A 20,795-nucleotide genomic window follows, 5' to 3' on the forward strand; every position below is an offset into this window, starting at 1 on the left:
GGATGGCAGCTCGGGCAAATTTCCCAAGCCGGATTGGGCATGGCTCTTTGGACCTGGCGCGGCGGCTTTGATCTAATCGGCCAAAGAATCCTTCTAGGCCAATCTTTCTCGGCCAATCGTCGCAAGCCAGGAGCAGTGCAGCATGAGTTCGATGACGATTGGGCCGATCGCGGGCCACGCTGCCGACCCGACCGAGCGCAGCGCGCTGCTGTTCTGGATGATCTTCACCGGGCTCTCGATCTTCGCCGTCGTGCTGTTGTGGCGCTTCGGCCTGATCCACCTGATGCTGACCTCGGACCGCACCTACATTTCGAGCGTGATCGCGCTGCTTTACGTCGTTACCTGCGGCCACTGCTTCCTGCGGACGCGGGCGATCGCGCGGGAGGGAGCAGCGGCACGGCGCTGCCGGGCGGTGCTGTCGGCCGCCGGCGGCAGCAAGGCGCTCGACGCTAGCGCAACAGCGCTTCCGCGCGGCCTGGTGCGCGACCACATCGAGAGCCTCGTGACCAAGGCCGCTGCGCAAGGCTACCGGCCGGTCGACCAGACGCTGCTGCTGCGGACGCTCGCCGACCGGCTGCGCGGCTCCAACGGTTTTGGCGCCTTCGTCTCGGACACGCTGATGAAGCTCGGCCTGCTCGGCACCATCATCGGCTTCATCATCATGCTGGCGCCGATCGCGGGCCTGGATGCCGCCGACAAGGCCGCGATGCGGTCCTCGATGGGGCTGATGAGCGACGGCATGGCAGTGGCGATGTACACGACGCTGGCCGGCCTCGTCGGCTCGATCCTGGTCCGCATCCAGTACTACATGCTGGATGCCGCCACCCAGCGGGTGTTCTCGGACGCGGTGGTGCTGACCGAGACCTATGTGACGCCGGTCCTGGAGCGCAAGGGTGCTGGAACGCCGTCATGATGGATGATTTCGGTCTCTATCCGCGCGAGGAGCCGTTCGATCCGCTCGGCGTGATGCTGTTCAAGGCGCTCCAGGTGATCGCCTTCCTGTTCTTTCTGGCGCTGCTCGCGGTCTCCCCGGACGCCAAGGAGGGCAAGATCGACTCCAAGGCCGAGTTCATGATCACGCTGGACTGGCCGGACAACCACCCCGATGATCTCGACCTGTTCGTGCAGGACCCCGCCGGCAACATCGCCTGGTATCGCCACCGCGAGGCCGGCTTTCTCACGCTTGATCGCGACGACCGCGGCGGGGCCAACGACTTCATCATCGTCGCCGGCAAGAAGATCGCCTCGCCCATCCGCGAGGAGATTGTCACGGTGCGGGGCATCGTCGCCGGCGAATACACCGTCAACGTCTCGCATTTCGTGGCGACGACCGGCGAGCCCGTGACGGCCAACGTGAAGGTGCAGAAGCTCAATCCGACTGCGCAGGTGGTCTTCGACAACAAGTTCACGCTCGATCACACCGGCGACGAGAAGACCGCGGTCCGGTTCCGGCTCGATGCCGAAGGCAAGGTCGTCAATGTCGACCAGCGGCCGAAATCGCTATTGGAGACGTTCCGCAGCAGCTGGCGCAACGGCGCCGATGTCGATCCGAAGACCCGGGTGAGGGTGCGCCGTGAGTAATCTGCAAACGGTCATCCTCACTTTGTCGGTCGCCTATGCGGTGATCGGTGCGCTGCTGCTGGTCGTGCTGGTCTATGCGCGGCTGCACTGGGTCCTGAAGGCGACGGCCGTCGTCATCACCAGCGCCTTCTATGTCGTCAGCTTTACCGAAATGCGCGGACTGCTCGGCTGGGCCAGCTCCGACCGGATGCCGACCGCCTTCAAGCTGCTCCAGGCCCGCATCGTCGAGCCGCATTCGTTGGAGGGCGATCCCGGCTCGATCTATCTCTGGGTCGAGGCGCTCGATGAGGACAATCGGCCGAGCGGCATTCCGCGCGCCTTCCGGGTGCCCTATGACGACAGGCTGGCCGACAAGACCCATGCGGCGCAGAACGAGATCGCGGCTGGGCATCCGCAGGGCGGGCGCGCCGCCGATTTCGGCGGCGGTGACGGCAGCCTGATCGACATGGTGCGGGAATATGTGACGCCGAAGACGATCTTGGAGACCAGCGGCGGCGATTCTTCGACCGGCGAGTTCAACGCCCCGCCGGCCGGCGCGCAGGGCGTCGTGTTCACGCCGCTGCCGCCGCCGCGGATGCCGCCAAAGGACGAGCAATAGCCCTTCACCATCGCGGCAGCGGCCCGCTGGAAAACCGGCACGCGCCGGCGCATGTTCTTGACGTCCCTCAATTTGGCCTTATCGGCTTCAGATAAGATTTTGAGGGTGGAGGGTGCGTGCTCCTAGCTGTCTTCTCGGATATCCACGGCAACCGGCAGGCGTTCGAGGCGTGCCTGAAGATGGCCCGCGCGAAAGGCGCGGAGCGCTTCATCCTGCTCGGTGATTTCGTCGGCTATGGCGCCGATCCGGAATGGGTCGTGGACACTGCGATGGAGCTCGTTGCCCGCGGCGCCATCGCCGTGCGCGGCAATCACGACCAGGCGGTCAATTCCTCGGCTGAGACCATGAACGCCGAGGCGCAGGTTGCGATCGAATGGACTCGCGGCCGGCTCGACAGGGCGCAGCGTCGGTTTTTGGCCGAATTGCCGATGCTGATGGAGGACGACGGTCGCCTGTTCGTGCATTCGGAAGCCTCCAGCCCGCAGCGCTGGCACTATGTCCGGTCGACGGCGGATGCGGCCAAGAGCCTGATCGCGACACCCGCGCATATCACCTTCTGCGGCCACATCCACAGACCTGCGCTCTATTCGATGTCGGTGACGGCGAAGATGACGAGCTTCGTGCCGAAGACCGATGTCTCCGTGCAGCTCCTGCGTGGGCGGCAATGGCTTGCCGTGCTCGGCTCGGTCGGCCAGCCCCGCGACGGCGATCCGTCCGCGTCCTTCGTGCTGTTCGACACGGTCTCGTGCCAGATCACCTATTGCCGCGCGCCCTATGACGTCGCGACCGCGGCCGGCAGGATCCGCGACAACGGCCTGCCGCATTGGCTGGCCGACCGGCTGTCGCAGGGGCGCTGACGGTGATGCCGAAATCCCTGGTCAAAGCAGGTGCGGAAATCGACGGTTTCACCATCGGTGAATGCGTTCATGCTGGCGGCATGGCGACGTTGTGGACCGTCACCCATCCCGGCATCGACATGCCTTTGCTGATGAAGATCCCGCGGGTGTCGGAGGGTGAGGATCCCGCGGCGATCGTCTCGTTCGAGATGGAGATGATGATCCTGCCGCGGGTTGCAGGCCCGCACGTGCCGGCCTGCTTCGGCACCGGGGATTTCGCGCATCAGGCCTATGTCGTGATCGAGCGTATCCCCGGGGCGACGCTCTACAAGCGACTGCCGGACTTGCCGCTGCCTTATGACGAGGCGCGGCAGCTCGTGGCGAAGATCGCGACCGCGCTCGCCGACCTGCATCGGCAGAACGTGATTCATCACGACATCAAGCCGAGCAGCATCATGTTCCGCGGCAGTGGCGAGGCCGTGCTGATCGACTACGGCTTGTCGCACCACAACCATCTGCCTGACCTGTTGCAGGAAGAATTTCGTCTGCCTTACGGGACCGCGCCCTACATGGCGCCGGAGCGGCTGTTAGGCGTGCGCGACGATCCGCGCAGTGACCTCTTCTCGCTCGGCGTGCTGCTCTATTTCTTCACCACGGGCGAGCGTCCCTTCGGCGAGGGTGAAACGTTGCGCGCGATGCGGCGCCGGCTGTGGCGCGATCCCTATCCGCCGCGCGCATTGCGCGCCGGCTATCCGCCCTGGCTGCAGGAGGTGGTGCTGCGCTGCCTCGAGATCGAGCCGGTGTGGCGTTATCCGACGGCGTCCCAGCTCGCCTTCGATCTCACCCATCCGGACCAGGTCAAGCTCACCGCGCGCGCGGAACGGCTGAAGCGTGATTCCCTCGGCGTGGCGTGGCGGCGCCGCTTCAATCAGGGCGTCATGCAGCCACGAGCGAAATCGGATGTCGCGGCGCAGATCGCGTCGAGCCCAATTCTTGCGATCGCGCTCGACACTGTGGAGGGCGCACCGGAGCTGAACGAGGCACTGCGCGTGACGACCGAGCGCATTCTCGCCACGCTGCCCTCGGCGCGGCTGGCCTGCCTCAACGTGCTCAAGCTCAATCGCATCGCGATCGACCGGACGCTCGACGAGCAGGGCTCCAACAAGCATATCGACCGCCTGGTGGCGCTCCGGCATTGGGCGGCGCCGCTCAAGCTGGACGAGAGCCGGTTGTCGGTCCATGTGCTGGAGGCCGTCGATCCCGCCGCTGCCATCCTGGAGTTCGCCGAGGTCAACCATGTCGACCATGTCATCATCGGCGCGCGGCAAGGCTCGTTCAGGCGCACCTTGCTCGGCAGCGTCTCGGCCAAGGTGGCCTCGGAGGCGAGCTGCACCGTCACCATTGTGCGGCCGCCGCGGATGGCGGGGGATGTGGCTGAAGCGGATGACGGCGAGGCGGCCGGATAGGGCTGCGCCTACAAACGGCGGATCAGGCCGCGTGGGCCGTGTGAGCCGCGTGCTTACGGCGGATGGGCCAGGAGAATTGCGGGTCAGCCTCGCCGTGATCCGCGCTGCCGCCGAAATACTGGATGATCTCGCGGCAGGGCTCGCAATTGAACAGGTTACGCGACGCGGATGCCTTGGTCATTTCCTTCAGGCAGTTCGGGCAATGCGGTCTCATGGGGCGGTCCGGAAAAGGAAATCTCAGTGTCGGCGCTGCGAGGCAAACGAATGGTCGACGTCCGCATTGCTGGGCCCGGCATCGTCGTTCCGCGTGCGATCGGCGCGTTCGAGGCGGCCGAAGAAGTAGTCGAGATTCGGATGCGGTCGCCGTGGAATACGGCACCTGCGCTTCGGCTGACGTTTCACGAGTGCGAGCTGCATGGCATCACCCCCGGCGACGCTGAAGGTGAATGATGCGGGCAGAGGATGCGGCCTTCACCGGTCGCGCCATGTAGAGGCTGCGAGCTGCAATCGCAGCATTCAATCCAAACCACAACGCTACGCCAGTCCAAACCAGGGTCGTCGTCATGATGTGCTCCCGTCAAAAGCAGGCAGGAGTCACTTGCGGTGATTTGCGCGAATCAGGGAAGTCCGGATGAGTACGGATCAAGATTCCGTTTAGGCATTGCGCGCCGCAACACTTGGGAGCTGCAGGTTTGCGGACTCCCGATCCAGCTCAAATCGCTTCGCCGCGTGCGCCTGCGGCTGCGTTGCGGATGGCAGCGATGTTGGTCTTGTAGGCCTCCTGCGTGCCGCCCCTGAACACGGAGGTGCCGGCGACGAAGGCGTTGGCGCCGGCGGCCGCAAGCGGGCCGGCAACGTCAGGACCGACACCGCCATCGACCTCGATGTCGATCGGGCGTCCCGCAATCATCGCGCGGATGTCGCGGATCTTGCCGATCGCGGAGGGGATGAAGGCCTGGCCGCCGAAGCCGGGATTGACCGACATCACCAGCACGAGATCGACCAGGTCGAGGACGTATTCGAGCGCGCTGATCGGCGTGCCCGGGTTGAGCGACACGCCCGCCTTCTTGCCGAGGCCGCGAATGGCCTGGAGCGAACGGTGCAGATGGGGACCTGCCTCCGCATGCACCGTGATGTGGTCGCAGCCGGCTTTCGCGAAAGCCTCAAGATAGGGGTCGCAGGGCGAGATCATCAGGTGCGCGTCGAAGATCTTCTTCGTATGCGGGCGCATCGCCTTGATGACCTCGGGACCGTAGGAGATGTTGGGAACGAAGTGTCCATCCATCACATCGAGATGGATCCAGTCGGCGCCTGCCGCGTCCACCGCGCGCACCTCCTCGCCGAGCCTTGAGAAGTCCGAGGCGAGGATCGAGGGCGCGATGGCCAGGGGACGGGGGGCGAAAGCTTGGGTCATGGCGCGTTTTCCGGGTGGCGGCCGAAGAAGAATGGCCTCGCCTAACATGGGCCTCTGCGGCGGGCAATGCAGGGGGAGGCTGCTTCCTGTGGGCGGAAATTTCTGCCGCGACCGGCACGAATTGCCGGTGTTCCCGGGCTGTGCAAGGCGCAGCGAAGGCGGATTTTGTTGAGCTTTTGACGCTGGCACGACGCTTGCTGACGTCGTTCGGAACATTGGCCGCGGCATGCCGCATCGGGTTGGAGTTGTGCAATGTTGTTTGCCCTTGGCGCGGTATCGAGTGCGCTCGACGCGATCCAGTCGTTGACGAACTCGAAGTCGTCATCGGCAACGCAGAAGGCCGGATCGACGCATAAGACCGGATCTCCGCAAGGCGCGACCAACCCGTTCGCGATCGACAGCAGCAGCATGACGTCCTCGTTGGTCGGCTCAGGCAGTCCGCCACAGATCGCGCCGGCGACCATGACGGCGCTGCTCGCCGCGCAGAGTCAGTCGACCGATGGTGCGAGCGGCGCGACCAGTTCGACCTCATCGGCGCCCTCGACCTCGAAGGGCCGGCAGGCGGCGCTGAAAGATCTGTTCTCGCAGATCGATGCGGACGGCGACGGCAAGATCACGAAGGCCGAGTTCGAGGACGCGCTCAGTGCCGGCGGCACCAATCTCGCACAGGCCGATGACCTGTTCTCGAAGATGGATGCGAATTCGGATGACAGCATCAACCTCGGCGAAATGACGAAGGCGCTGACGAGCGGCCATGGCCGCCATCAGGCGCAAAGCGCCGGCGGATCGGGCGATGCGGCAGGCGGCGGATCGGAATCCTCGAAGGCAAGCAGAGGATCGACCTCGACGACGACGACCAATGCCGATGGCTCGACCATCACCACCGTCACCTATGCGGACGGCTTCAAGATGTCGACGACGGTCCCTGGCGCGTCCCGCTCGTCAACCGCGAATAGTGGCGGCAATTCGCCGTATGACTGGTTCGGGCAGATGATGCAGCGCCAGGCGCAGGCCGCGTCCACCGCTTCTTCGACGTCAATGAGCGTGTGAGCGGGATCCAGGCTACAGCATGATCTGGGAAAGCGTGCAGCGGTTGTCCGAATAGATCATGCTCAACCAATAACCCAAAGCGCAATGACGTTCATCCTGATCTCATCGCGCTTTAGCCTACGTAGTCGTGGGTAGTGTCACGATAGGCATACCGATCGCGGATTTCGCGGTTGAAGAACGATCCCTTTGAGCGGGCCTGACTGAACGCGGCCGCGACCTCGGCCGGAACGTCCTCGTAGACATACAGGCGACCGCTGACGAAAGTCACCTTCAGCTCACGCGTATCGGGCGCATAGCGAAAGAAGCGGATCACTGACGACGGCATGACGGTGCACCTTGGCTCCGTCGGAATAACGCCATGTCAGGCGTTTCGTTGCTCTCCGAAGCGATCGTTCCACGCCGGCTGCGCCCCGGCGAACGGCAGGGCCGTCGCGCCGTAAACGCCGCGGGCGATGGCACGCGCGACCACGTTGGCTGCGACCGTGCCGAGTTCGGTGAGGCCGACCAGCGGCTCGATCGGCTTCACGCAGGTCGCGGCGGCGAACAGCACGTCGCCGTCGGTCGGCGCATGCACCGGATAGATCGCGCGGGCAAAGCCGGTATGCGCGATCATCGCCAGCCGCTTGGCCTGGGGCTTGGTCAGCACCGCGTCGGTGACGACGACGCCGATCGTGGTGTTTTCGCGCGCGCTCGCGGCAGGACCGCCCTTGATGCGCATGCGGAGCATGTCGTCGGTGAACTTGTCCGGCAGGCCGCGTCCGCCGAATTCGCCGTCCACCTCGAACGGCGCCGCCCAGAACCACGGTCCGTTGCCGACGGTGACGCTGCCCACCGCGTTGACGGCGACGATCGCCGCGACCTTGACACCGTCGGGCGTCAGCGCCGAGGCCGAGCCCAGCCCGCCCTTGAACGTTGCGGTGGTGGCACCGAGGCCGGCGCCGACGCTGCCGAGCGCGAAGTCCGTGCCAGCGGCGGCTGCCGCGGCGTAGCCGAGCTCGCGATAGGGCGAGAAGCGTCCCCAGGCCTTGTCGCCGCCGTTGAGGAGATCGAACAGGATCGCGCCCGGCACGATCGGGATCAGCGCTTCGCGAACCCGGTGGCCGCGGCCCTGCTCGGCGAGCCAGGCCTGCACGCCGCCGCCGGTATCGAGGCCAAAGGCGGAACCGCCCGACAGCGCGATGGCGTCGATGCGCTCGACGGTGTTGGCAAGATCGAGCAATGCGTCCTCGCGTGTGCCGGGTCCGCCGCCGCGAACGTCGATCGCGGCGATCGCGGGAGAATCGAAGATGACCGCGGTCGCGCCAGAGGCGACTTTTGCGTCTTCGGCATGGCCGACGCGGACGCCGGCAACGTCGGTGAGGAGATTCTTCAAACTGGCCTCGCGAGCTGAGAGGAGTTCGCCTCTGCGATAGCGCAGAGACGTCGCAGGCTCAACTGGCGAGGGCCGCCCTGAGCATCTTGGCGAGCTCGGATTTGCGGTAGGGCTTGGCCAGCAGCAGCACGCCGGAATCGAGCCGGCCGTGATGGACGATGGCGTTCTCGGTGTAGCCCGAGGTGAATAGCGTCTTCAGGTCGGGGCGGCGCTTCTGCGCTTCGTCGGCAAGCTGGCGGCCGTTCATGTTGCCTGGCATGATGATGTCGGTGAAAAGCAGGTCGATGGTCTTGTCGTTGTCGATAATGGTGAGGGCCTCGGCGCCGTTGGCGGCCTCGAGCGCGGTATAGCCGAGGCTCCTGACCTGCGTCACAACATATTGCCGCACCAGGGCGTCGTCCTCGACGATCAGGATCTTCTCATTGCCGCCGGCGATCGGCGCATTCTGGAGCGCCTCGAACGCGGTCTCCTGCACCCCGGTCGAGCGCGGCAGGTAGATCTTCACGCTCGTGCCGTGGCCTTGCTCGCTGTAGATTTTGATGTGGCCGCCCGACTGCTTGACGAAGCCGAACACCATGCTCAAGCCCAGGCCGGTGCCCTTGCCAACCTCCTTGGTGGTGAAGAAGGGATCGAATACCCGGTCGATCAGGTCCGGCGGAATTCCGGTGCCGGTGTCGCTGACGGCGATCATCACGTAATTGCCGGCGACCACGTCGGGATTCATACTGGCATAGCCGTCGTCGAGGAAGATGTTGCGCGTCTCCAGCACCAAGGTGCCGCCGTCGGGCATGGCATCGCGCGCGTTCAATGCGAGATTCAGGATCGCGGTGGAGAGCTGGCCCGGATCGACCAGCGCGGGCCAGGCGTCCTCGGTGAGCTGCGGCAAGATCGTGATCTGCTCGCCCAGGGTCGGATGCAGCAGCTTGGCAGCTTCGAGCACCAGTGCATTAACGTCGATCTCGCGCGGCTGGAGCGGCTGCTTGCGTGCGAAGGCGAGCAGGTGCTTGGTCAGTTGCGCGCCGCGTTCAGCCGCATCGTCGATCAACTTGGTGATGGCGGCAAGCTCCGGCCTGTCGGCGACGGCGTCGCTGAGAATGCCGATCGTGCCCGTGATGACGGTCAGCACGTTGTTGAAGTCGTGAGCGACGCCGCCGGTCAACTGGCCGATCGAATCCATCTTCTGGACCTGCCGGAGCTGGGCCTCGGCCGCCTGCTTGTCGGTGAGATCGCGGCCGATGAAGAAATGGCGTTTCACCGGCTCCGACCAGGTGCCCATCCAGTTCAGCGTGACCTCGTGACCGTCGTAATGGTAGTAGCGCGCCTCGAAGCTGCGCTTGACCGCGCCACGCCGGGCTGCGCGCATCTCGCTCCGCGTCTTCTCCAGATCGTCAGGATGGATGAACTCGGTCGCGCTGTGCCCGACCATGTCCTCGGGGCTGTAGCCGAGAATGTTCTTCACGCTCGGGCTGACCTGGACGAAATTGCCATAGCCGTCGGTGACCAGGATCAGGTCCTGCGATGTCTCGAAGATGCGCTGGCGTTCTTCAGTCTCGCGGCGAAGCTTCTCTCTCGCCTGCTTCTCTTCGGTAATGTCGTGGGCGATCTTGGAGGCGCCGATGATCTCGCCCTGATCTGTGCGCAGGGGAGAGATATTCAGGACGACGTCGAGTGGGCGTCCGTCTTTTCGGATGCGGACCGTCTCGTGCTGGGCGATCGACTCGTTGCTGGCGACCCGGTTGAGGATGCTCCTGACTTCGCCCTTGCGGTCCGGCGGCACGATGATGTCGATTGGCTGGCCGACGGCTTCCGCAGCGGAATAGCCGAACAGATGCTCGGCGGCCTTGTTCCAGCCGGTGATGATGCCGTCGAGCGTTTTCGTGATGATGGCGTCGTTGGAGGACTCGATCACCGCGCCATATAGCGCGAGGCGCTTGCCGTAATAGTCGCGTTCCGAAGCCGATTGCTGGCGCAACCTGCCGACGAGGCCCATCGTGTGCGCCTGAAGACGGACATTCTCGATGAGGAGCACCGCGAGCACGAAGGTCGCTGCGGCGAGGCCGTAGAGCCGGCCGGCATAGAAGCCGAGGTCGAAGCGCGCGACGTTGACGATCGCCGACAGCGCGATGTCGAACAGCCAGGCGCACATGACGACCATGAGCCAGACGTCGATGACCGTATGCGGTCTGCGGAACCAGAGCGAGACAAGCGCGGCAAAACTCAGCGACCACACGAAGGACACGACGCCGATCATGGTCGGCGTGTAGTGGCCGTCGCGCAGCAGGACCGGCAACAGATCGTGTTGCGCGGTGACGATCCAGGTGCAGACGGCCATCGCGACGATGATTCCGAGCACGCAGGCATAGATCGCACTGCTCGTCGCACCCCGGAGCCGGGAGCCTCCGTCCTTTTCCTTCAGCCAGGCATAGCCCAGCACGCATAGCGGGAAGACGCCGTGCCAGATCATGTAGAGCCAGACCGTGGTTTGCCGGCCCGCGCCGAAGAGCCCGGTCGGTGTGAACAGGCCGGGGAAGGTGAGGGCATGGACCAGTGCCGCTGCGGCGGTGAAGAGATAACCGGTCGCGAGCCATAGCAATGCACGAGTCCGCAAGACTGCGAATTGCGAGAGCAGCAGCACTGCCGTGACGATGTCGCTGATGGCGAGCGCCGATTGGTAACTCGCGACGAAGGCGGGGACCGGCAGTAGCGGGATACCCGCGAAGGGTACAGCCGCTGCGAACAGGATCGAGGACACGCCGACAATCGTCAATGCCGCAGCGCGGTCGGTCGAGGTGGCCGGCAGGGTCGAAAGAAATGTGCTTCGGTCGATCGTTGCAGGCACGTCCACCTCTCGCAGGTCGATTTTGAGCTGGTCGGTCTTCAGCAGGGTCTTGAGCATCTCCGCTAGTCTCATTCGACTGCGAGCCCGTTCATGGTAGCGGGTTCTGGCGCTCATCGTGAACGGAACCGGCTTACGACTCAACCGACGGTTACAGCTTACTTAATTCTGGTGAGAACGCGGAGCAGGGATCGGTAAGATGGGCTTTACTGGACGGTGTCATAATGCCCCTCCGCCGCGGCGGGTTCCAGGTTTAAATCAGGCGATCTGATTTCGATATCGAGAGTTGTCCCATGCCCCGCGTTCTCGTCATCGACGACCAAAAGGACGTCCGCGCGATGGTCGCGATCGTGCTTCGGGTCAATGGTTTCGAGGTCGTGGAGGCCAAAAGCGGTGCGGCGGGGCTGAAAGCCTTCGCGGAAAGCCCCTTTGACGGGGCGATCGTCGACATCTTCCTCGGTGATACCAACGGCCTGGATGTCATCGCGGCCCTGCGCGAGCGCGCGCCTGCGCTCCCCGTCATTGCGGTGTCCGGAATGACGACGCTCGATTTCATGGACCAATCGCCCCACCTCGCCAATGTGGTCTGCCTGCAAAAGCCGTTTCGACCGAATGATCTCCTGCAAGCTCTGCGAAAGGCCGAGGCGGCGCCGAGCGGCGAGCTGCCGGCCGCGGTCTGACCTCACGCAAGAAGAACGCCCCGGGGCGAGCCGGGGCGTGGTGATGATTGGTCGGTCTGAGGCCACTCTAGCGGGGTTAGGTGCCGTTGCCCCTGATCTCGACGTAACCGCCCTTGGCATCCCATTTGTAGACGACGTAGTCGATCTGCTTGATGTCGCCCTTGGCGTCATACTCGATCGGGCCGATCACGGTGTCCCACTTGCCGGCCTTGATCGTCTCCATGACCTTCTTGGCGTCGGTGGTGCCGGCCTTCTTGGCCGCCTGCGACCAGACCTGCATCGCCGCGTAGGTGTAGAGCGTATAGCCCTCGGGATCGATGCCCTTGGCCTTGAACGCCTCGACGATCTTCTTCGCCGTCGGCTTATTGCGCGGATCGGGGCCGAAGGTGAACAGCGTGCCTTCGCCGGCCGGACCGGTGATGGAGGCGTACTCCTTGTCGGCGAGCGCGTCGCCGGCCATTAGCACGGTCTTGAGGCCCTGATCGCGCATCTGACGCAGGATCAGGCCGCTCTCCTGATGATAGCCGCCGACATAGACGAGATCGATGTTGTCACGCTTCAGGCGCGAGACGATGGCGTTGAAGTCTTTGTCACCCTTGTTGTAGGACTCGTACATCTTCTCGGTGATGCCGGCCTTGTTGAGCGCCTTCTTGGTCTCGTCGGCAAGACCCTTGCCGTAGGTGGTCTTGTCGTTGAGGATCGCGATGTTCTTGCCCTTGTAATTCTTGGCGATGTATTGCGCCGCGATCAGGCCTTGCTGGTCGTCGCGGCCGCAGACGCGCGCCACGTTCCAGAGCTTGCGCTCGGTGAACAGCGGGTTGGTCGAGGCCGGCGTGATCTGGAGCACGTTGCCGTCGGCATAGGCCTCCGAAGCGGGAATCGACGAGGACGAGCAATAATGCCCGGCCACGAACGGGATTTTCGCGCCGGCGATCTTCTCGGCGATCGAGCGCGCCTGCTTCGGATCGCAAGCGTCGTCCTCGACGGACAGGGCCAGCTTCTTGCCGTTGAGACCGCCGGCGGCGTTGATGTCGGCCACGGCCATCTCGGCGCCATTCTTCATCTGGCGGCCGAAGGCGGACTCGCCGCCGGTCATCGGGCCTGCGACTGCGACGGTGACATCCTGCGCGAATGCCGCGCTCGAGAGCGCGAGCGATGCGCCGAATGCCAGGCCGATGAGCTTCAGTGATTTCATGAGATACCTCGCGGGTGGTCGCCTGTGGAAGTTGCCGGGCTTGCCCGGTTCAAACCGGCGCCATTCTCGAATGAATTTGAGGAGAAGTCACCGGCAAAATACGGGCATCGGCGGAGATATCTCGCCACATTCGGCCCGCACGTGGGTCGGCCCTTGTCCGGCTTCGGCGGGCGTCAGCCGCGCCGGCCGCCTTCGAGGTAGGCGGCGCGAATCTCGGGGCGCTGCAACAACTCGGCGCCGGTCCCGGCCAAGGTGATCAGGCCATTGACCATGACATAGCCGCGATGGGCGAGCTTGAGCGCATGGTTGGCGTTCTGCTCGACGATCAGAACGGTCAGACCATCCTGCCGGTTCAGGGTGCGGATCGCATCGAAAATCTGACGGGCGATCAACGGAGCCAACCCGAGCGAGGGCTCGTCGAGCAGGAGCAGGCGGGGGCGGCTCATCAGCGCGCGGCCAATTGCCAGCATCTGCTGCTCGCCACCGGACAGGGTTCCACCGCGCTGGGCATAGCGTTCCTTTAGCCGCGGAAACAGCGTGAACACGCGCTGGAGCGTCACCTCGCGCTCCACATCCGTGCATTCGGTGGCATCCGCTCCCATCTGAAGGTTTTCCGCAACGCTCATGCGCGGGAAGATGCGGCGGCCTTCCGGCGATTGCGCGATGCGCAAATGCGCGATCTCGTGGGTGGGAACGTCGGTGATATCGCGGCCTTCGTACAGGATCTGGCCGGCACGGGCGCGCGGCTTGCCGAAGATCGTCATCATCAGCGTCGACTTGCCGGCGCCGTTGGCGCCGATCAGGGCAACGATCTCGCCGGCATTGATCTCGACATCGACGCCCTTCAGCGCCTCGATCTTGCCGTAGGCGGCGCGAAGGCTGCGGATCGCGAGCAGGGGATTGGGCGCAGACGTCACGTCCCGCCCTCCATCACGGCCACCGCCTCGTCCTCGTCGGCGCCGAGATAGGCGGCGATCACCTTGGGATCGTCGCGGACGTCGCGCGGAGAGCCTTCCGCAATCTTGACGCCATGGTCCATCACCACGATGTGGTCGGAGATTTCCATCACCACCGACATGTCGTGCTCGATCAGCAGGATCGAGGTGCCGAGCTCGTTGCGGATCGAGAGCAGGAGCTCGCTCAAGGCCGCGCTCTCGCGTGCATTGAGGCCAGCGGCGGGCTCGTCCAGGCACAATAGCGCGGGCTCGGTGCACATCGCGCGGGCGATCTCGAGCCGGCGCTGGTCGCCATAGGCGAAATTGCCGGCAGCGTCGTCGGCGCGCTCGAGCAGGTTGACCCGTTGTAGCCACTCGGTGGCGAGATCAATCGCGCGCTTTTCGGCGTCGCGGTAGGCGGGCACGCCGAGGAGACCGAGGAGGGTGAAGCCGGAGGCGCGCATCAGCGCGTTGTGCTGCGCCACCATCAGGTTCTCCAGCGCGGTCATGCCGGGAAACAGGCGGATGTTCTGAAAGGTGCGCGCCACCTTGGCCTGCTTGGCGATGCGGAAATCGTTCAGGCTCTCCAGTGCGATCAGCTTGCCGTCGTCATGCTTCAGGCGGATGCTGCCGCCGCTCGGCTTGTAGAAGCCGGTGATGCAGTTGAAGACGGTGGTCTTGCCGGCGCCGTTCGGGCCGATCAATGCGGTAATCTTCTTCCGCTCCGCCGAGAGCGACAGGTCCTGCACGGCGACGATGCCGCCGAAGCGCATCGTGAGCCGGTCGACGCTGAGAATCTGGTCGCGGCTCATCCGTGCCCTTCCTTGACGAGATCGGAGGAGATCGCATGCGCCTTGGTCAGATACACGGTGGGGGCGCGATGGCCGATCAGGCCGCGCGGCCGCCAGATCATGATGAGCACCATCGCCATGCCGAACACCAGCATGCGGTAAGTCTCAAGGCTGCGGAACAGCTCGAAGCCGCCGATCATGGCGAGCGCCGCGAGCGCAACGCCGAGCTGCGACCCCATGCCACCGAGCACGACGATGGCGAGCACCAGCGCCGATTCCTGGAAGGTGAAGGATTCCGGGCTGATGAAGCCCTGGCGCGTGGCGAAGAACGCGCCGGCGAAGCCGCCGAACATGGCGCCCGTCGCAAATGCCGTGAGCTTGGTGGTCGTGGTGTTGATGCCGAGCGCGCGGCAGGCGACCTCGTCCTCGCGCAAGGCTTCCCAGGCCCGCCCGATCGGCAGGCGGCGCAGGCGAATCGTGACCCAGTTGGTGAGAAGCGCCAGCGCCAGGATCAGATAGAACAGGAAGACGATGCGGTGGGTCGGCGAATATTCGATGCCGAGCTTGGCAGCTAGCCCGTCGTCGCTGTTGTCGAGCGGGATGCCGAAGAAGGAGGGCCGGGGAATGCCCGAGACGCCGTTGGGACCGCCGGTGAGCTCCTGCCAATTGATGATGACGAGGCGGATGATCTCGCCGAAGGCGAGTGTCACGATCGCGAGATAGTCGCCGCGCAGGCGCAGGACGGGGAAGCCGAGCAGCACGCCCCAGAATGCGGCGAGGATGCCGGCGAGCGGCAGGCAGATCCAGAACGACCAGCCGAAATTGGTGGCGAGCAGCCCGTAGGAATAGGCGCCGACGGCATAGAAGGCGACGTAGCCGAGATCGAGCAGGCCGGCGAGGCCGACCACGACGTTCAACCCCCAGCCCAGCATGACATAGGTGAGCACGAGGATCGCGAGGTCGAGGATGTAGCGCTGGTTATAGAAGATCACGGGCACCAGCAGCGTGAAGATCAGGAGCGCCGGCGCGAGGTAGCGGCCGATGAAGGATATGCCGCTCTGCACCGCCGGAGGTACCAGCTTCTCGGCACCGCTCGGGCCGATCCATTGCCGCAATAGCTCCATCACGATCGAGCCGCCGAACACCACGGCGACGAGGGAGGCGACCTCGCCGAATCGCGTCCAATAGGTGAGCTGGCCGGAGGATCCTGCCTCGGTGCGCACGCCGACCATCAGCGAGAACAGCACCAGCGCGATTAGCGCGCTAAGGAAGGATTTCTTCAAAATGTAGGAGATGCCTGCTGGGCGATGGTCGGACATGGTCGAGGGAGTTGTCACGCGGGCCGGTCCGTCAGACTTTTTCGACTTCGGGACGGCCGAGCAGGCCGGTCGGCATGAAGATCAGCACGACAATCAGAATCGAGAACGCGGCGACGTCCTTGTACTCCACCGAGAAATAGGCCGACCAGAACGTCTCGATCAGGCCGATCGCAAGTCCGCCGAGCATGGCGCCGGGCAGCGAGCCGATGCCGCCGAGCACGGCGGCGGTGAAGGCCTTGATGCCGGCGACGAAGCCCATGAAGAAATCCACCAGGCCATAATAGAGCAGGTACATCAGGCCTGCGACCGCGGCGAGCGCGGCGCCGATCACGAAGGTCATGGAGATGGTGCGGTCGACGTCGACGCCGAGCAGCGCCGCCATGGTCTGGTCCTGTTCGCAGGCGCGCATGTCGCGTCCGAGCCGGGTGCGTGACACCAGCCAGGTGAAGATCGCCAACAGCACGATGGTGGTGATGACCACCATGATCTGGATGTTGGAAAGCTGGATGACGAAGCCGTCCGGGCTCTCATGCAGCGTGTAGCCGCCGGTGATGAAAGGCGGGATCGGCTTGACGCGCGCGCCTTGCGCCACCTGCGAGTAGTTGGTCAGCACGAAGGACATACCAATCGCCGACAGCATCGGGGCGAGGCGGAAGGAATGACGCAGCGGCCGGTAGGCGATGCGCTCGATGGTCCAGCCGTAGAGCGCGGTGATCGCCATCGAGACCAGCAGAACCACGAGCAGGATCACCGGGATTGCGGTGAGGCCGAGCGAGATCAGAATCAGGAAGGTAATCAGCGCAATGAAGCCGCCGATCATGAAGACGTCGCCATGGGCGAAGTTGATCATGCCGACGATGCCGTAGACCATCGTGTATCCGATCGCGATCAGGCCGTAAATCGAGCCCAGGACGAGACCGTTGATGAGCTGCTGGGCGAAATAATCCATGGGCTGCCGTTACCAAACCTGACGCGGCTCAAAGGGAGCTCTTCGAGAGAGAGGTCGCAAGTTCTCCTCGGGCCCCGGCAGCCCTTGAGCATTCTTCCAGTTTTGTAACAGGAGGGAACTGGACGCTGCAACTGGCCAGATGTCGACATCCAGGCTTGTACAGAGGTCATTTTCGCCTTCGGTTCCCTCGAACCGCGAGGAATCGGGTTCCTGAGCAACCAAAATGGAGCGTGGCCGTTGTCTCGCCTCTGACGTCCAACAAGGGAGTTCCCCCGAATGACGAAGCAGCAGAACCAGAATCCGGGTCAGCAGAGTCAGAACCCCGGCCAGCGCACGCCTCAGCAACAGCAGGGCGGCGGCCAGAAACCCGGACAGCAGCAGCAGGATCCGATGCGCCAGGGCGACCGGCCCGGTCAGCAACAGGGTCAGGACAAGTAGTTTGGGAGCCCAGACGTGAAGAGGGGCCCTGCCGTAAGGCGGGGCCTTTTTTGTGGGCGCCCGGTCCGCCGGGCGGTTAAGGTAAACAAAGGGTTTAGATTGCCGCCACAGTCTGATGCGAGTTAGCTCCGGCAAAGCCATTGCCTTCCGTTGAGGGCTTTCGGCAAGCAAGCGGGAAGCGGCATGTTCAGGAATTGGCGGATCGGCTCGGTCAACGGCGCGCTGCTGGCGGCCTACTTCATCCCGGCCTGGACGCTGGTGGCCTTCAACATCATGGTCGCACCGGTGCACGGCCTCTACGAGCGGCCGAGCGTCGCGGTCGCCCTGTTCCTCAGCGACCATCTCGACATGGCGGGGATGAGCACGGTGCGGGCCGCCTGGCTGCTGGCCCTGGGACGGCTGACCGTCGTGGCGTTCTTTCTGATCTATCTCGCGCTGCTCTGCATCCGCCGCACGCGGAAGAATGGCGGCAGTGACGAGGCGCTCGGCATTGCCCTGGCGATCGGCAGTCTGATCTCGTTTGCCAGCATGGTGATGGCCTCGAAGGTCGGCGAGATGGCCGCGCTCCGGCTGCACGCGACCGAGCTTCTGCTTCTGCTCGGCGCGGCCATCGTCGTGGTGATCGAGAAGCCGGCGGCAGCGCCGAAGACCGTCGAGATCGCCGCTCCCCTAGGTCTTGAGCAGGCCGAGCTCCTGCACAATCGCTGAGGCTTCCTTCACGGCGTGGTTCGCCGCCGGAACGCCGCAATAGATCGCCTGCTGCAGCAGGATCTCCTTGATGTCGTCGGGCGTGAAGCCGCCTTCGGCGAGCGCCGCGCGCACGTGCAGGCGGAATTCGTCCCATTGCCCGAGCGCGACCATGGTGCCGATCACCAGCACCCGTCGCGTGCGCTCGTCGAAATGCGGCCGCGTCCAGATCTCGCCCCAGGCGTAGCCGGTGATCAGGTCCTGGAAGTCGGTGTTGAAGGCGTTGCGGTTCGCGATCGACTTGTCGACCCAGGCATTGCCCAGTACTTTTCGGCGTACATTCATGCCGGCATCGCGGCGGTTTTGGTCGTCCATATCTATCCTCCTCTCTGTCATTGCGAGCGAAGCGAAGCAATCCAGAATCTTTCCGCAGACGGCAGTCTGGATTGCTTCGCTGCGCTCGCAATGACGCGTGGTGAGATCAGCGCTGCGTCAAAAATCCTACCACCGCATCTGTAAACGCGTGCGGCTGCTCGACGTTAGAAATGTGGGCGGCATCGATGATGGTCATGCTGGCGCCGGGAATGTTCGAGCGGATCAGCTCGCCCGCCGAGATCGGCGTCGCCATGTCATGGCGGCCGGCGATCACCAGCGTCGGGCTCTTGATCTTGGGAAGCAGCGCGCGCTGGTCCAGTGTCGACAGCGCCTCGCAGCAGGCGAGATAGCCCTCGACGGGCGAGGCAAGCAGCATCGACTTCATCTTCGCGGTGATCTCGGGCTCGCGCTCGCGGAAATCCTGGGTCAGCCAGCCCGCAAGCACGGCATCGGCGACCGCCGCGATGCCGCCCTTCTTCACAGCGTCGATGCGTTCCAGCCATTTGGTCGGTTCGGCATAATAGCAGGAGGTGTTGGCGAGGATGATCTTACCGAAGCGTTCCGGCGCGTTCGCGCCCAGCCATTGTCCGACCATGCCGCCCATCGACAGGCCGCACCAATGCACCTTCTCGATGTTGAGATCGTCGAGGATCGCGAGCACGTCGCGGCCGAAGCGCTCCATCGTGTAGGGACCGGGCGGAACGTTGGACTTGCCGTGGCCGCGGCGGTCGTAGCGGATGACGCGGAACACCTGCGTCAGCGCCTTCATCTGCGGCTCCCACATTTGCAGCGTGCAGCCCAGCGAATTGGAGAGCATCAAGGTCGGTCCGCCGTCGCGGCCCTCGACCGAGACGTTGAGCAGGCAACCGTCGGCATCGATCATGGGCATGCGGCGTCTCCGTCGGATTCGCGGTTCTTATTCGCGATCGAGGCTGTCGAGCAGCCGGTCGATCAGGGCTTGGGAAGCTCCTTGATAGGCCATCGGCTCGAACAATGCCGCAATTTTTTCCGGCGGCAGATGAGCGGTAACAAGCGAATCAGCCGACAGTACCTCGCGCAGATGCTTCTTCTCGGCGACCGCGCGCTTGCTGGCGGCCTCGACGAGATGATGCGCATCGCTCTTGCCGATCGTCTCTGCCAGCGCAAAGGTGACCGCTTCCGCCATGATCAAGCCGTGCGTCGCATCGAGATTGCTGCGCATGCGCGCGGTGTCGACGTCAAGGCCCTCGGCGATGTCAACGACGGCGGCAAGCGCGCCCGAGGTGACCAGCATCAATTGCGGCAGCGTCGGCCATTCCGCGTGCCAGGGGCCGGCGCTGCGTTCGTGGTCCTGCACTTGCGCGGCAAAAATCGTCGCGGCGAGTTGCGGGGCCATGGTCGCAGCGCCAAGCGCGCTGGCGGCGGCGACTGGGTTGCGCTTGTGCGGCATAGTCGAGGAGCCGCCGCGGCCTTCGCCGGCGGGTTCGAACGCTTCGGCGACGTCGGTCTGCATCAGCAGCGAGACGTCGCGGGCGATCTTGCCGCAACTGCCGGCGAGAATCGCAAGGCAGGACGCCGCCTCCGCGATGCGGTCGCGATGGGTGTGCCAGGGCGCATCCGGCAATGGCAGGTTCAGCTCCTGCGCCAGCCGCTCTGCAACAGCTAGTCCCTTGTCGCCGAGCGCGGCGAGCGTGCCGGCGGCGCCGCCGAATTGCAGCGCGAGACCCTCGCGGGAGAGCCGCCTGAGGCGGCAGCGGCTGCGGGCAAGGCTTGCGGCGTATTCGGCAGCCTTCAGCCCGAACGGCATCGGCAGCGCGTGCTGGAGCCAGGTGCGCGCGACCATCGCGGTGGCGCGATGGGCGCGCGCCAATGCGGCAAGACCCTTGATGGCGCGGCTGAGGTCGGCGTCCAACGCACCGATGCCCGCGCGCAGCGTGAGCATGGTCGCGGTGTCGATGACGTCCTGGCTGGTCGCGCCCCAATGCACGTAACGCGCGGCCTCCGCATCGGCCCTGCCGACATTGGCGGTCAGCGCCTTGACCAGGGGAATCGCGAGATTGCCTGATCGCGTCGCGGCCTCGGCCAGGGCTGCCATATCAAAGGCATCAGCCTTGCAGGCGGACGCGATCGACTCCACCGCGGATGGGGGAATCACACCTGTGGCGGCTTCGGCCCGTGCCAGAGCTGCCTCGAAATCGAGCATGTTCTGGAGGGTCGACCGATCGTCGCAGACCGCGCGCATGGCTGCGCTTGACAGCATCGGCGCGAGCAGGGGGGAGAGGGATGTGCTCATA

23 protein-coding genes are annotated in these 20,795 nt (G+C 64.6%); 10 read left to right on the forward strand and 13 right to left on the reverse strand.

The genetic code is table 11. From position 1 onward, the window contains the following. The first annotated feature begins 142 nt into the window (after positions 1 to 142). The 5 genes from IVA78_RS04565 to IVA78_RS04585 all read left to right on the forward strand — a co-directional run bounded on the left by IVA78_RS04565 (position 143) and on the right by IVA78_RS04585 (position 4,481). Positions 143 to 913 carry a MotA/TolQ/ExbB proton channel family protein gene (locus tag IVA78_RS04565; RefSeq protein WP_247280709.1) on the forward strand — a complete coding sequence of 257 codons (771 nt, stop codon included), beginning with the start codon at positions 143 to 145 and terminating at the stop codon, positions 911 to 913. Then, complete coding sequence (locus IVA78_RS04570; protein ID WP_247280710.1) at positions 910 to 1,581, forward strand: hypothetical protein; 672 nt, start codon at positions 910 to 912, stop codon at positions 1,579 to 1,581. Before IVA78_RS04565 ends, IVA78_RS04570 begins: the two co-directional genes overlap by 4 nt. Continuing rightward, entirely contained in the window at positions 1,574 to 2,179 is a 606-nt protein-coding gene (locus tag IVA78_RS04575; protein ID WP_247280711.1) for a hypothetical protein, read from the forward strand. The genes IVA78_RS04570 and IVA78_RS04575 overlap by 8 nt, the downstream gene beginning before the upstream one ends. A 116-nt stretch (positions 2,180 to 2,295) precedes the next feature. Next, positions 2,296 to 3,036 carry a metallophosphoesterase family protein gene (locus IVA78_RS04580; RefSeq protein WP_247280712.1) on the forward strand — a complete coding sequence of 247 codons (741 nt, stop codon included), beginning with the start codon at positions 2,296 to 2,298 and terminating at the stop codon, positions 3,034 to 3,036. Between the two features lie 5 nt (positions 3,037 to 3,041). Continuing rightward, entirely contained in the window at positions 3,042 to 4,481 is a 1,440-nt protein-coding gene (locus IVA78_RS04585) for a bifunctional serine/threonine-protein kinase/universal stress protein (protein WP_247280713.1), read from the forward strand. Positions 4,482 to 4,503: 22 nt separating this feature from the next. Here the strand turns inward: IVA78_RS04585 and IVA78_RS04590 are convergent, their stop codons facing one another. Next, complete coding sequence (locus IVA78_RS04590) at positions 4,504 to 4,695, reverse strand: hypothetical protein (RefSeq protein WP_247280714.1); 192 nt, start codon at positions 4,693 to 4,695, stop codon at positions 4,504 to 4,506. A 50-nt stretch (positions 4,696 to 4,745) separates the two neighbouring features. Between IVA78_RS04590 and IVA78_RS04595 the strand changes: the two genes are divergently transcribed. Continuing rightward, entirely contained in the window at positions 4,746 to 4,931 is a 186-nt protein-coding gene (locus IVA78_RS04595; protein ID WP_247280715.1) for a hypothetical protein, read from the forward strand. Positions 4,932 to 5,193: 262 nt separating this feature from the next. On the opposite strand, the gene rpe is transcribed toward IVA78_RS04595, so the two are convergent. Beyond that, positions 5,194 to 5,895 (reverse strand): ribulose-phosphate 3-epimerase, encoded by a 702-nt coding sequence (gene rpe, locus IVA78_RS04600; RefSeq protein ID WP_247280716.1) that lies wholly within the window; start codon positions 5,893 to 5,895, stop codon positions 5,194 to 5,196. A 252-nt stretch (positions 5,896 to 6,147) separates the two neighbouring features. On the opposite strand from rpe, the gene IVA78_RS04605 reads away from it, so the two are divergent. Then, entirely contained in the window at positions 6,148 to 6,945 is a 798-nt protein-coding gene (locus IVA78_RS04605) for an EF-hand domain-containing protein (protein WP_247464619.1), read from the forward strand. Between the two features lie 112 nt (positions 6,946 to 7,057). On the opposite strand, the gene IVA78_RS04610 is transcribed toward IVA78_RS04605, so the two are convergent. From IVA78_RS04610 to IVA78_RS04620, 3 genes are read right to left on the reverse strand one after another with little or no spacing between them, the layout of a single operon-like run. Next, positions 7,058 to 7,270 (reverse strand): KTSC domain-containing protein, encoded by a 213-nt coding sequence (locus tag IVA78_RS04610; protein ID WP_247280718.1) that lies wholly within the window; start codon positions 7,268 to 7,270, stop codon positions 7,058 to 7,060. A 36-nt stretch (positions 7,271 to 7,306) separates the two neighbouring features. Continuing rightward, a complete protein-coding gene (locus IVA78_RS04615) occupies positions 7,307 to 8,317 on the reverse strand; it encodes a P1 family peptidase (RefSeq protein WP_247280719.1) in 1,011 nt (336 codons plus the stop codon). A gap of 58 nt (positions 8,318 to 8,375) precedes the next feature. Continuing rightward, positions 8,376 to 11,213 (reverse strand): PAS domain S-box protein, encoded by a 2,838-nt coding sequence (locus IVA78_RS04620; protein WP_247280720.1) that lies wholly within the window; start codon positions 11,211 to 11,213, stop codon positions 8,376 to 8,378. A gap of 233 nt (positions 11,214 to 11,446) precedes the next feature. Here IVA78_RS04620 and IVA78_RS04625 point away from each other — a divergent pair, with 233 nt between their 5' ends. Continuing rightward, a complete protein-coding gene (locus IVA78_RS04625) occupies positions 11,447 to 11,833 on the forward strand; it encodes a response regulator (RefSeq protein ID WP_247280721.1) in 387 nt (128 codons plus the stop codon). A 76-nt stretch (positions 11,834 to 11,909) separates the two neighbouring features. On the opposite strand, the gene IVA78_RS04630 is transcribed toward IVA78_RS04625, so the two are convergent. The 5 genes from IVA78_RS04630 to IVA78_RS04650 all read right to left on the reverse strand — a co-directional run bounded on the left by IVA78_RS04630 (position 11,910) and on the right by IVA78_RS04650 (position 17,022). Further along, positions 11,910 to 13,028 carry a branched-chain amino acid ABC transporter substrate-binding protein gene (locus IVA78_RS04630; RefSeq protein ID WP_247280722.1) on the reverse strand — a complete coding sequence of 373 codons (1,119 nt, stop codon included), beginning with the start codon at positions 13,026 to 13,028 and terminating at the stop codon, positions 11,910 to 11,912. Positions 13,029 to 13,201: 173 nt separating this feature from the next. Beyond that, the gene (locus tag IVA78_RS04635) at positions 13,202 to 13,945 is read right to left on the reverse strand and encodes an ABC transporter ATP-binding protein (RefSeq protein WP_247280723.1); all 744 of its coding nucleotides are present in this window, start codon (positions 13,943 to 13,945) and stop codon (positions 13,202 to 13,204) included. Then, on the reverse strand, positions 13,942 to 14,775 hold the full coding sequence (locus IVA78_RS04640; RefSeq protein ID WP_247280724.1) for an ATP-binding cassette domain-containing protein: 834 nt from the start codon (positions 14,773 to 14,775) through the stop codon (positions 13,942 to 13,944). The genes IVA78_RS04635 and IVA78_RS04640 overlap by 4 nt, the downstream gene beginning before the upstream one ends. Then, positions 14,772 to 16,073 carry a high-affinity branched-chain amino acid ABC transporter permease LivM gene (gene livM / locus IVA78_RS04645; RefSeq protein ID WP_247464666.1) on the reverse strand — a complete coding sequence of 434 codons (1,302 nt, stop codon included), beginning with the start codon at positions 16,071 to 16,073 and terminating at the stop codon, positions 14,772 to 14,774. Before livM ends, IVA78_RS04640 begins: the two co-directional genes overlap by 4 nt. Before the next feature lie 31 nt (positions 16,074 to 16,104). After that, positions 16,105 to 17,022 (reverse strand): branched-chain amino acid ABC transporter permease LivH, encoded by a 918-nt coding sequence (locus IVA78_RS04650; RefSeq protein ID WP_247280725.1) that lies wholly within the window; start codon positions 17,020 to 17,022, stop codon positions 16,105 to 16,107. Positions 17,023 to 17,298: 276 nt separating this feature from the next. Between IVA78_RS04650 and IVA78_RS04655 the strand changes: the two genes are divergently transcribed. Both IVA78_RS04655 and IVA78_RS04660 read left to right on the forward strand, forming a co-directional pair. Beyond that, the gene (locus IVA78_RS04655) at positions 17,299 to 17,460 is read left to right on the forward strand and encodes a hypothetical protein (RefSeq protein ID WP_164934786.1); all 162 of its coding nucleotides are present in this window, start codon (positions 17,299 to 17,301) and stop codon (positions 17,458 to 17,460) included. Positions 17,461 to 17,643: 183 nt separating this feature from the next. Further along, a complete protein-coding gene (locus IVA78_RS04660; RefSeq protein WP_247280726.1) occupies positions 17,644 to 18,168 on the forward strand; it encodes a hypothetical protein in 525 nt (174 codons plus the stop codon). Here the strand turns inward: IVA78_RS04660 and IVA78_RS04665 are convergent. The 3 genes from IVA78_RS04665 to IVA78_RS04675 all read right to left on the reverse strand — a co-directional run bounded on the left by IVA78_RS04665 (position 18,130) and on the right by IVA78_RS04675 (position 20,794). Further along, positions 18,130 to 18,522: a carboxymuconolactone decarboxylase family protein gene (locus tag IVA78_RS04665; RefSeq protein ID WP_247280727.1), complete on the reverse strand. Its 393-nt coding sequence runs from the start codon at positions 18,520 to 18,522 to the stop codon at positions 18,130 to 18,132. The genes IVA78_RS04660 and IVA78_RS04665 overlap by 39 nt on opposite strands. Before the next feature lie 106 nt (positions 18,523 to 18,628). Further along, entirely contained in the window at positions 18,629 to 19,411 is a 783-nt protein-coding gene (gene pcaD, locus IVA78_RS04670; RefSeq protein ID WP_247280728.1) for a 3-oxoadipate enol-lactonase, read from the reverse strand. A 27-nt stretch (positions 19,412 to 19,438) separates the two neighbouring features. Continuing rightward, on the reverse strand, positions 19,439 to 20,794 hold the full coding sequence (locus tag IVA78_RS04675) for a 3-carboxy-cis,cis-muconate cycloisomerase (RefSeq protein WP_247280729.1): 1,356 nt from the start codon (positions 20,792 to 20,794) through the stop codon (positions 19,439 to 19,441). Between the last annotated feature and the right edge of the window lies 1 nt (position 20,795).

Source organism: Bradyrhizobium sp. 137 (genome assembly GCF_023074095.1).
Taxonomy (GTDB): domain Bacteria; phylum Pseudomonadota; class Alphaproteobacteria; order Rhizobiales; family Xanthobacteraceae; genus Bradyrhizobium.

Excerpts from the sequence above, each read along its gene's own strand:
- IVA78_RS04590 (WP_247280714.1), bottom strand. The coding sequence starts at position 4,695 with ATGAGACCGCATTGCCCGAACTGCCTGAAGGAAATGACCAAGGCATCC.
- IVA78_RS04585 (WP_247280713.1), top strand. The coding sequence starts at position 3,042 with ATGCCGAAATCCCTGGTCAAAGCAGGTGCGGAAATCGACGGTTTCACC.
- IVA78_RS04640 (WP_247280724.1), bottom strand. The coding sequence starts at position 14,775 with ATGAGCCGCGACCAGATTCTCAGCGTCGACCGGCTCACGATGCGCTTC.
- IVA78_RS04620 (WP_247280720.1), bottom strand. The coding sequence starts at position 11,213 with ATGCTCAAGACCCTGCTGAAGACCGACCAGCTCAAAATCGACCTGCGA.
- IVA78_RS04655 (WP_164934786.1), top strand. The coding sequence starts at position 17,299 with ATGACGAAGCAGCAGAACCAGAATCCGGGTCAGCAGAGTCAGAACCCC.
- IVA78_RS04610 (WP_247280718.1), bottom strand. The coding sequence starts at position 7,270 with ATGCCGTCGTCAGTGATCCGCTTCTTTCGCTATGCGCCCGATACGCGT.
- IVA78_RS04660 (WP_247280726.1), top strand. The coding sequence starts at position 17,644 with ATGTTCAGGAATTGGCGGATCGGCTCGGTCAACGGCGCGCTGCTGGCG.
- livM (WP_247464666.1), bottom strand. The coding sequence starts at position 16,073 with ATGTCCGACCATCGCCCAGCAGGCATCTCCTACATTTTGAAGAAATCC.
- rpe (WP_247280716.1), bottom strand. The coding sequence starts at position 5,895 with ATGACCCAAGCTTTCGCCCCCCGTCCCCTGGCCATCGCGCCCTCGATC.
- IVA78_RS04570 (WP_247280710.1), top strand. The coding sequence starts at position 910 with ATGATGGATGATTTCGGTCTCTATCCGCGCGAGGAGCCGTTCGATCCG.
- IVA78_RS04565 (WP_247280709.1), top strand. The coding sequence starts at position 143 with ATGAGTTCGATGACGATTGGGCCGATCGCGGGCCACGCTGCCGACCCG.
- IVA78_RS04675 (WP_247280729.1), bottom strand. The coding sequence starts at position 20,794 with ATGAGCACATCCCTCTCCCCCCTGCTCGCGCCGATGCTGTCAAGCGCA.
- IVA78_RS04625 (WP_247280721.1), top strand. The coding sequence starts at position 11,447 with ATGCCCCGCGTTCTCGTCATCGACGACCAAAAGGACGTCCGCGCGATG.
- IVA78_RS04595 (WP_247280715.1), top strand. The coding sequence starts at position 4,746 with ATGGTCGACGTCCGCATTGCTGGGCCCGGCATCGTCGTTCCGCGTGCG.
- IVA78_RS04605 (WP_247464619.1), top strand. The coding sequence starts at position 6,148 with ATGTTGTTTGCCCTTGGCGCGGTATCGAGTGCGCTCGACGCGATCCAG.
- IVA78_RS04630 (WP_247280722.1), bottom strand. The coding sequence starts at position 13,028 with ATGAAATCACTGAAGCTCATCGGCCTGGCATTCGGCGCATCGCTCGCG.
- IVA78_RS04650 (WP_247280725.1), bottom strand. The coding sequence starts at position 17,022 with ATGGATTATTTCGCCCAGCAGCTCATCAACGGTCTCGTCCTGGGCTCG.
- pcaD (WP_247280728.1), bottom strand. The coding sequence starts at position 19,411 with ATGCCCATGATCGATGCCGACGGTTGCCTGCTCAACGTCTCGGTCGAG.
- IVA78_RS04665 (WP_247280727.1), bottom strand. The coding sequence starts at position 18,522 with ATGGACGACCAAAACCGCCGCGATGCCGGCATGAATGTACGCCGAAAA.